Raw genomic sequence first — 8,041 nt, forward strand, 5'->3', positions numbered from 1 at the left:
AACTCATCTAGGAAACTCCCGCTAGCCGCGCAACGCGGCAGGGCGGCGATCGACCGAAGACGGCAGCAGGCCGATCGGTGCCCTGCCAGCGCCCAGCTGCCGGCTCGGTGCCCGCGGCCGAGGAGGATACACGGGTAAGGGAAAGCGGCCGTGGGGTGGACGGGCAATCGGGTAGGATGCTCAAGGACCGGCCGACCCCCCTGGGCGGCAAGAGCCCCGCCTCCCTGCTGGGGAGACGGGGCTGCAACGCGTCATCTGGTCGGGGTGGCGGGATTCGAACCCACGACCTCTTCGTCCCGAACGAAGCGCGCTACCAAGCTGCGCCACACCCCGCGACCGAGATGAAGCATACCCGACGGCTCAGTGGTCCGACGGGGTGGGGTCGCCGGCCGGTACCCCGGCCGGCACCAGGGTGAGCAGGGTCGCCTCCGGCCGGCAGCCGAGGCGCAGCGGCGCGAACGGGGACGTGCCCAGCCCGGACGACACGTGCAGCCAGGACAACCGCCCGTCGACCTCGTGACGGGACAGCCCACGAACCCGGGCCCGGTCCAGCCCGCAGTTGGTCACGAGCGCCCCGACCCGGGGCAGCCGGATCTGACCCCCGTGCGTGTGCCCCGAAAGGGTGAGCCCCACCCCGTCCGCTGTGAACGCGTCGAGGACCCGCGGTTCCGGGGTGTGCGAAAGTCCCAACGCGAGCTCAACACCGGGCTCCGGGGGGCCGGTCACGACCGCGAGCTGGTCGCGGCGCAGCCGGGCGTCGTCCACGCCACGCAGGTCGATCCGGCGACCGCCGACCTCGATGACCGCCCGCACGTTGGTCAGCTCGGTCCACCCGCTGGCGGCGAGACCACTGGCGAAAGCCGCCCAGTCCAGCGGAGCGCCCCTGGGATGGGCCTCGTCGTCCCGCCGGAGGTAGCGGTGCGGGCGCTTCAGGGTCGGGACGAAGTAGTCGTTGTTCCCCGGTACGAAGACCCCGGGAAACGAGTAGAGCGGCTCCAGCGCGGCAAGCAGGGGATCCCGGGCGTCGGCCGCGGACAGCACGTCACCGGTCAGGGCGACCAGGTCGGGGACGAGCCGGGCCAGGTCCCCCAACCAGGCGAGCTTGCCGTACTGACGGGGGGTGACATGCAGGTCGGAGATGTGCAGCACGCGCAGGGGGCGCGCGCCGGCCAGCAGCACCGGGATCCGCACTCTCCGCAGGGTGTACGCCGTGCGCTCGTACAACCCGCCGTAGGCCGACACTAGCGCCCCCACGGCCGCGACACCCACGAGAGTCCTCGCCGCGGTGTGACGTGCGTTCATCGTCCCAGTCTCACCCACCGCGGGCGGTGACCTGCCGCCACCCGGCCCGGTTCCGCGCGCCGCGCCGCGCACCACCGGGCGCCCCGCACCACCGGGCCCCCCGCCGACGGAACCGGCGTGACCACCCTGCCCGCAGACCATAGGCTCCGGTGGTTATGAGCACCCTCAAGGAACGTCTGCGCGCCGATCTGACCGTCGCGATGAAGTCCCGTGACGAGCTGCGGACGTCCACTCTGCGGCTGGCCCTGGCCGCGGTGAAGGATGCGGAGGTGGCCGGCAGCTCCGCGCGGGTCCTCGACGACGCGGAGGTCTCGAAGGTCCTGACCCGCGAGGTGAAGAAGCGCCGGGAGGCGGCCGACGCCTACGCCGCGGCCGGTCGCGGCGACCAGGCGGACCGAGAGCGGGCCGAGGGCGAGGTGCTCGAGGAGTACCTGCCGAAGCAGCTTGGCGACGACGAACTGGCCACGATCATCGACCAGGTACTCGCGGGTCTGGATGTCAGCGGTCCACGAGCGATCGGTCCCGCCATGAAGTCCGTGCAGGCCGCGGTCGCCGGCCGGGCCGACGGCGGCCGGGTCGCCGCACTCGTGAAGGCCCGGTTGGCGGGCGGCTGAACGAGCCGCGTGGCCCGCGTGGGCCGGTCAGCGCAGCCGGCGCCTGCCCTGGCCCCGGCCATCCGTACCGTCCAACGGCCCCGAGCCGCCTGAAGCGTTCAGCTGCCGACGCAGGTCCGTGCCCGGCTGGCCGCCCCCGGCCGGTTGGCCGTCATTCGACTGGGCGAGCGCTCCGAAGCCGGGTAGCGTCGATCCACCCGGCAGGACGGCCGTGCCGGTCAGCCCCCCGGAGATCTGCAGGGTGACCTCGGTGTTGAGCGAGACCTCGCTGCCCGGGGCGGGCGACATCGCCACGACGGTGCCGGGGGGCGCCGGATGCGGGACCGGCTGCGACCTGACATGGAAGCCCAGCTGGACGAGCGTCTGCTCGGCGACCTGCTGCGGCTGCCCGATCACGTCCGGCAGTGCCTTCGTCGGCACCTCGGGTTGGGTGTCGTCCGGGGTCGGCAGCGGTTCGACCGGTAGCCCGAGGCCGGCGATCGTCCGGATCATCGTGCGGGACCACACCTGGGCGGGATATCCGCCACCGAAGACGTTGCGACCCTTCACATTAATCAGGGGATGCGACGTCGGTCCGCGCGGGTCCGCGAGGGTCACCGCCGCGGCGAGCTGGGGGATGTAACCCGCGAAGGAGGCGGTGCTGAACCCCTCCGCGGTGCCGGTCTTGCCGGCGGCCGGCCGGCCGATCTGCCCGTTCCCGCTGGCCGTCCCGTGGTTGATGACCCCCTGCAGCACGGCGCTGACCTTGTCCGCAATCTTCGGGTCGAGCGCCTGCTGGCAGGGAGCGCCGGTGTCGAAGGGAAGCGGCCGGTCCGTCCCGCCCACCCGCTGGGTGATCGCGAGCACGGCCCGCGCGTCGCACTTCCTGCCCCGCGCGGCCAACGTCGCGTAGGCGGTCGCCAGATCGAGGGTGCTGATCTCGTTGGATCCAAGGATGGAGGAGCCGTCGACCCGGCTGATCCCGTCCACCCCCCTGCATTCGGGATCGTTGTTGTTGTGCTGCCGGATCCGGCACGAGGTGACGCCCATACGGCGGGCCACCTCGGCCGTCTTCAGCACGCCCAGCTTCTCGGCGAGCTGGATGTAGTAGGTGTTGACCGATGACCAGGTTGCGGTCGTCAACGAGTAGAAACCGTCCTCGCTGGGATCGGCGTTGCCGTAGCAGTTCTTGCCCTGGGGATCCGGGTTCGGGAAGACCTTCGAGTGGTAGCAGAGGGGGGCGTGCAGCGTCGTGGAAAGCGGTAGTCCCGATTCGAGCGCGGAGATCAGAGTGAACACCTTGTAGGTCGATCCCGGGGAGAACGAGTCCTCGTCGACGGGATAAATCTCCTTGGTGTGGACGAAGTCCGTGGACAGGGCGGCGGGCTGTCCGTCCGCCGTCGGTCCGTAGACCCTGTTGATCGCCAGGGCGAGCACCTGGCCGGTGTTCGGCTGCACCATCGCGACGCTCGCAGCCACCCGGTTCCCGATCGGGATGACCTCGGTCGCGGCCGACTGCGCCGCCTGTTGCGCCACCGGGTCCAGCGTCGTTCTGATCGTGAGGCCGCCCTCGAACAGCAGTCTGCGCGCGTCCTCCTCCGTCGGGGCGAAGGATCTGTCGTTCAGCAGCCGCTGGCGCACGAGGGCGCAGAAGAACGGCGCGGTCGAGTCGGCGCAGGGATCGGCCGAGTGGGGCTGCCGGTTGAGCACCACCTCGCCATCGTGCGCCTGATGAAAGGCCGCCGCGTCGATGTGATGAAGTTCGAACATGCGGTCGAGGACCACGTTGCGCCGCTCCCGTGCCGCCTGCGGATGTATCGCCGGGTTGAAGGCGTTCGGGTTTTTCACCAGGCCGGCCAGCAGCGCGGCCTGCGGCAGGGTGAGCTTGTCGACGTCGACGTTGAAGTAGTGCTGCGCGGCTACCTGGACGCCGTACGCACCATCGCCGAAGTAGGCGATGTTGAGATAACGCTCGAGGATCTCGTCCTTGCTCAGATGGGCTTCGAGGTACAGCGCATAACGCGCCTCCCGAAGCTTGCGCTGGACGGTCTGCTCGGTCGCGGCCTTCTTCGCCTCAGCCGTCGTCGCGGACATCAGAAGAACGTTCTTGACGTACTGCTGGGTCAGGGTCGAGCCGCCCTGGGTGACCTCGCCGTTCTCCCGGTTGGTGAGATACGCCCGGACGAGACCCTTGTAATCCAGCCCGTCGTGCTCGTAGAACCGGGAATCCTCGATGTCGATGATCGCCTGACGCATCACCGGCGGAACGCGGCCCAGGGACACGACCTCACGGTCCTGCTCCCCGCGCAGCACGGCGAGGACGTTCCCCCGCGCGTCGAGGACGCGCGACGCCTGGGCCAGCGGGGGGACCGCCAGGTTGGCCGGCAGGTCGAGGAAGTCGTCCGCGCCGCCCTTGACGGTCAGTCCGGCCGCTCCCACCACCGGCAGGGCCAGCATGCCGACGAGCACCCCCGCCACCACGCTGATCACGCCGGCGCCGAGCAGCCGCGTGGCCACGAACCCCAGCCGGCGGGCCGATGATGCGATGGGACGAGGCTCGGGCCGGTCGACGTCGCCGAAGCGGAGTTCGTCAGGCCCGTACGGGCGCCCCGATACACGGTCGCGGGCGGAATCCTCGAACCGCCCACGACCGGGCGTGGGGTGCCCAGGGGGCGCGGTCATCCAGGGACCTCCGTCCAGCCAGGCTGGGACACCCGTCGGAGCATACGGGCCAACATTTGATCAACAAGCGCCACCCCCGCCGCCCCGATTTCCACGAACGCCACAAGGCGGCGGCCCATCGCAGCCGATAATGCCGTGAGCTGGGACGCCGCAGTTCCAGCCCCGGCAGGCGACCCTGCCGGTCCCGGGCGCGCCCCGGACGACCGTGACAACCTCCACACCCGCTGCCCCGCCGCCCACGCTCCATACCTCCACCTTCGGGCGTCATCGCGATTCCAGCCCCACAGTAGGGCAATCTCGTCAAAACGGAAACGAAGCGATGAAAAACCCACATTATTTCTGAGTCGATACCTCATTGTCACGCAACAGACATACGGAGGTCACAGACCGCACTACCATGGCGATCCGGATCAATGGCCCGGACTAGTCATTTGGACAACCACCCGTGTGGGGTCTGTGCCGTGGCCACGCCACTCCGTACGGTTTCGGGTCAACGCCACGTCACCACCCGCACGGGCCCCCTGACCCGGACTCGAGAAGAAAGGCAGGTGGCATGACCAGAAGCCTGACCTCCACCGTCAGCACGCCACGCCGTGCCAACACGACCCATCTCGTGGGTTCCGCCATCGACGGCGACTGGACGGCTCACGCCGCCTGTCGCGACCTCGACCCGGATGAGCTGTTCGTCCAGGGCGCCGCCCAGAACCGGGTGAAGACCCGGTGCTTCGGCTGCGCTGTCCGCACCGAGTGCCTCGCGGACGCTCTCGACAACCACGTCGAGTTCGGCGTCTGGGGGGGCATGACCGAACGGGAACGTCGCGCGCTGCTACGCCGCCGCCCAGACGTCACGTCCTGGCGGAAGCTGCTCACGGACGCCCAGGCCGACCACAGACCGGCCTCCGCCGGCTGATTCAGCGGTGGTCCGACCAGTCCCCAAGGCCGATCGGATCCTTCGCCGGCTATCCCCCGCCCGAGGACAACGCCGTCCCGGTCCGGGATCACGCACATCCGCTGCCGACCGCGTTCTCTCACTCGGATGAACCGGGCTCACTGATCAAGCTGATCAAGCGGTCCGATCCAGCCGTTCGTCACGCGCAAGCGCATCGCCGATCTCCCGCAGTCCGACGAGATCGTGCACGTCTTCCGACAACGCCTCCACCCCCACTATCGGGGTGTCGGGGTGGGCGCTGGTGAACCGCTCCCGCAGCCGCGCCTCCCGGCTCGCCAACCGGACCCGATCGGCGTGGATGCGCAGCACCGCGGCGGCAAGCGGATGCTCCCCATGCTCCTCGAGGTTCTCGGCGGCGGCAAGGCTGCGCTCGATGTTGAGCGCCTCGGCATCGCTGTGGTGCATCCGGTTCACGACCAGTCCGGCGAGGGGCATCCCCTCCGCATCGAGCCGATCGACGAAGTAGGACGCCTCCCGTAGCGCCGCGGCCTCGGGCGCTGCGACCACGATGAACGAGGTGCCGGGATCGCCGAGCAGGCGGTAGGTCTCCTCCGCCCGCGCCCGGAAGCCACCGAACATCGTCTCCAGCGCCGCCACGAACTGGCTGACGTCGGTCAGCAGCTGGGCGCCGAGCACCTTGGTGAGGACTCGGGTGAACACGCCGAGGCCGGCGCCGAGCACCTTCACGTACGCCCGCCCGCCGGCCTTCGCCGGCGCGAGCAACAGTCGTAGCAGCCTTCCATCGAGGAAGGCCCCGAGCCTCGTCGGAGCATCGAGGAAGTCCAGCGCCGACCGGGTCGGGGGCGTATCGACCACGATCAGATCCCACGTGCCGGTGGCGTCGAGCTGGCCGAGCTTCTCCATCGCCATGTACTCCTGGGTGCCGGCGAAGGAGGACGACAGCGACTGGTAGAAGGGGTTGGCAAGGAGGGCCTCGGCCCGCTCGGAGGTGCTGTGCGCCAGGACGATCTCGTCGAACGTCCGCTTCATGTCCAGCATCATCGCGTCGAGACGACCACCGGCGGCACCGTCGACCCCGACCACCTCGCGTGGGGTGTTGTCGAGCGCGGTCAGGCCCAGGGCCTGGGCGAGTCGCCGCGCCGGGTCGATCGTCAGGACGACGACGTCGCGCCCGCGCTCGGCCGCCCGCAGCGCGAGCGCCGCGGCCATGGTCGTCTTGCCGACCCCACCCGAGCCACAGCAGACCACGATCCGTTCCGTGTCGAGCATCGCGTCGACGTCGAGCAGTGGCACGCCGGCCGGATGCGGACGCGTCCGGCGCGCTCCCACCCCGCCGCGACGCGCCGCCGGCTGCCGGACGCTCCCCGCTGCCGGCCTTCGCCGCCCGGCGGACGGCGCCCCGGGTTCCCGCCGTGGTGCACCGGGTGACGGGCGCGCGGGGCTCATGCCACCATCTGCTGCGCCCGCAGCATCTCCGCGAACCGGTAGACGGTGCCGAGGTCGACGCCATCCGCGACCAGCGGCACCTCATACACGGGACGACCGAGCCCGGCAATCTCCGCACGCTCAGCCGCCTCCAGCGCGACGCGATCGGCGTGCTGGGCCGCCTCCCAGGCCAGCGCCTCGACCAGCTCAGGGGTGGGCTCCATCCCAGCCTCCTTGATCCCGGCGGCAATCTCCTCCCGGTCCAGCTCCCCGCGCCGGGCCAGACGGGACTCCTTCGCGCGCAGCAGGGGTGGGCGGGTCATGTTGACCACCACACCGCCGAGCGGCAGGCCGGCGCGGGTCAGCTCGGCCACGCCGTCCACCGTCTCCTGCACCGGCATCTCCTCGAGGAGGGTGACCAGATGCACGGCGGCCCGATCGGGCGCCAGCACGGCCATCACGCTGTCGGCCTGGGCCCGGATCGGCCCGACCTTGGCCAGCCCCGCCACCTCCGCGGTGACATTGAGAAACCGGGTGATCCGGCCGGTGGGCGGCGCGTCGAGCACCACCGCGTCGTAGGCCAGCCCTCCCGGGCGGGTGGCGTCGGGCCGGTTGACCGCCTCCTTGACCTTGCCGGTGAGCAGCACGTCGCGAACCCCGGGAGCGATGGTCGTGGCGAAGTCCACCGCGCCGATCCTGTCCAGGGCCCTCCCGGCCCGCCGCAGGTTGTAGAACATCTCCAGATACTCCAGCAGGGCCTCATCCGCGTCGATCGCCAACGCGAACACCTCCCCGCCGCCGGGGGCGCTGGCCACCTTGCGCTCCCGGTAGGGCAACGGAGGGGTGTCGAACAGCTGCGCGATCTGCTGCCGACCCTCGACCTCGGTGAGTAGGACTCGACGACCACCGCTCGCAAGCGCCACGGCCAGCGCGCCGGCCACGGTCGTCTTGCCGGTCCCGCCCTTGCCGGTGACGATGTGCAACCGCCGTTCCCACGGACCGGCCACCTCACCGCTCGCTTCCTTGGTCACGGTGTTCTCGCTGTCGGTAACGGTGTTCTCGCCGTTCACAAGCTTGACCGTACCCGCGTGCACGGTCCCCACCACGGTGGTGAGCCGGGAGAAAACCC

General features: G+C 70.5%; 6 protein-coding genes and 1 tRNA gene. 2 read left to right on the forward strand and 5 right to left on the reverse strand.

The features are described from left to right. Nucleotides 1–256: 256 nt before the first annotated feature. Nucleotides 257–333: transfer RNA gene (locus tag AC08OX_RS12040), tRNA-Pro, on the reverse strand. A 27-nt stretch (nucleotides 334–360) separates the two neighbouring features. Further along, complete coding sequence (locus AC08OX_RS12045) at nucleotides 361–1,302, reverse strand: metallophosphoesterase (protein WP_476607903.1); 942 nt, start codon at nucleotides 1,300–1,302, stop codon at nucleotides 361–363. A gap of 155 nt (nucleotides 1,303–1,457) precedes the next feature. Here AC08OX_RS12045 and AC08OX_RS12050 point away from each other — a divergent pair, with 155 nt between their 5' ends. Beyond that, complete coding sequence (locus AC08OX_RS12050; protein WP_476607904.1) at nucleotides 1,458–1,916, forward strand: GatB/YqeY domain-containing protein; 459 nt, start codon at nucleotides 1,458–1,460, stop codon at nucleotides 1,914–1,916. A 27-nt stretch (nucleotides 1,917–1,943) separates the two neighbouring features. On the opposite strand, the gene AC08OX_RS12055 is transcribed toward AC08OX_RS12050, so the two are convergent. Beyond that, nucleotides 1,944–4,577 carry a penicillin-binding protein gene (locus AC08OX_RS12055; RefSeq protein WP_476607905.1) on the reverse strand — a complete coding sequence of 878 codons (2,634 nt, stop codon included), beginning with the start codon at nucleotides 4,575–4,577 and terminating at the stop codon, nucleotides 1,944–1,946. 553 nt (nucleotides 4,578–5,130) lie between these two features. On the opposite strand from AC08OX_RS12055, the gene AC08OX_RS12060 reads away from it, so the two are divergent. Then, nucleotides 5,131–5,487, forward strand: a complete 357-nt coding sequence (locus tag AC08OX_RS12060; protein WP_476607906.1) for a WhiB family transcriptional regulator — start codon at nucleotides 5,131–5,133, stop codon at nucleotides 5,485–5,487. Between the two features lie 153 nt (nucleotides 5,488–5,640). Here the strand turns inward: AC08OX_RS12060 and bagB are convergent, their stop codons facing one another. Continuing rightward, on the reverse strand, nucleotides 5,641–6,780 hold the full coding sequence (bagB, locus tag AC08OX_RS12065) for an ATPase BagB (protein WP_476607907.1): 1,140 nt from the start codon (nucleotides 6,778–6,780) through the stop codon (nucleotides 5,641–5,643). Nucleotides 6,781–6,929: 149 nt separating this feature from the next. Next, nucleotides 6,930–7,943, reverse strand: a complete 1,014-nt coding sequence (bagA, locus tag AC08OX_RS12070) for an ATPase BagA (protein ID WP_476607908.1) — start codon at nucleotides 7,941–7,943, stop codon at nucleotides 6,930–6,932. Nucleotides 7,944–8,041: the final 98 nt, after the last annotated feature.

Source organism: Frankia sp. CoBUL1, from assembly GCF_978021245.1.